Here is a 1419-nt window from a genome sequence, read left to right on the forward strand (position 1 = left end):
CAGCGCCGCCACGCGTTCGGGCGAGCGGGCCAGCAGGCGCAGGTCGAGCCGTGAGGTGATGTGGGCGCGCACGAAGCTGCGGGCGTAGGTCAGGCCCATGTTGCCGCCGCCGATAATGAGGATTTTCATGACTGGGGAATTGCTCTTGCGATGGTAGCAGGCCCCAAAGAACGTCATGCTGAGCTTGCCGAAGCGTCGTTACTGCGCAACTACCTGACTGTAGTATGGCAGCAGTTATACTTCGACAAGCCCAGCATGACACTCTTTTTATTCCCTAAATATTCGCCAGCGCTACTTGAACCGCAGCGCCGACACGTTGCGGCCTACTTTGCGGCCTTCGGTCAGCCCGATATCATTCGAGCTGCGGAAGTGGATGCCGCCGTAAAGGCGCGACACGGCGGCCTCGTCGGCAAAGGCGGCAAAACTGGCGAACGGGCGCGGCTCGTAGCCCGCGCCCCGGGCCTGGTGCGAGTTGTCGATGAAGGCGGTTTGGGCCCCAAATAAATCTTCCAGCACCTGCGCCGCCGCGCCCGACTGCGACGAGTGCCCCGACACGAATTCGGGGAAGGGCGGCGTGGCAATGAGCGGCTGCCAGGCCGGGTCAATCATGGCGTGAATGGCGGCATCGGGCCGCTGCCAGTTGAACTGATACTTGCATTTCCAGCAGCCAATGAAGGCATCGGCGACGGCAATGCCCACCCGGGCGTAGGCCTCAGTGGCTTGGTCGAGCATAGCTTTGCGGTCGCGCAGCACAATGCCCGTGATGCTGATGGAGTGGCCGGGTGGCGTGATGGTCTGGCCGCCATCGGCCCAGTACAGCGCAATGGTGCGCTGCGCGGCCGTGAGGTTGCGCCCGGTGGTGTAGAGCTCCTGCACCTGCCCGTAGTAGGCCGAAGTGGGTTGCGTGGAATACGTGTAGGGCAGCGTGGGCATCGTCAGCGCCGCGTTGGCGGGTACGAACATCCGGTTCTGGCCCCAGTAGGGTTGCAGGGCGCGGGCCGAGGCAGCACTGCTGGTGGGCACCCATAGGCCCGCGCCGGTGGGGGGCACGTAGCCGCTGGGCTGATTGTTGAGGTAGCCCTCGTGCCCGCCATCGGTGCGCGACCACTCGAACACAGCCTGCGCCACGGTCTGCCCAAACTGCACCGAGCGGTCAAACTCGGCCGCCGCGCGGTAGGGGGCGTTCAGGGCCGTTTCGAGCGAGTCGATGCTGGTGCGCTGGGCGGTGGTCGCATTGCCGAACAGGCTTTGGGCCATCAGGGCCTCGGCGGCGTTGGCGGCTACGGCCCAGTTGTATACCTGCCCGGTTTCGGGCTGAGGCAGGGTGCTGAGGCCGGAAAGCTGCCCGGCCAAACTCCGGCTGCCGGCAATGCCCGGCTGCACCGCGCTGTAGAGGGCCACGCCCGCGTAGCCCAGGGC

Annotated in this window: 1 protein-coding gene; it reads right to left on the reverse strand. The window is 65.6% G+C overall.

The window, feature by feature from the left end; translation table 11 throughout:
* Positions 1-291: 291 nt before the first annotated feature.
* Positions 292-1419: vanadium-dependent haloperoxidase (locus tag ACYVDE_RS22780; RefSeq protein WP_460503825.1), on the reverse strand; the 1128-nt coding region annotated here is incomplete at its 5' end.

The organism is Hymenobacter agri (genome assembly GCF_054778495.1).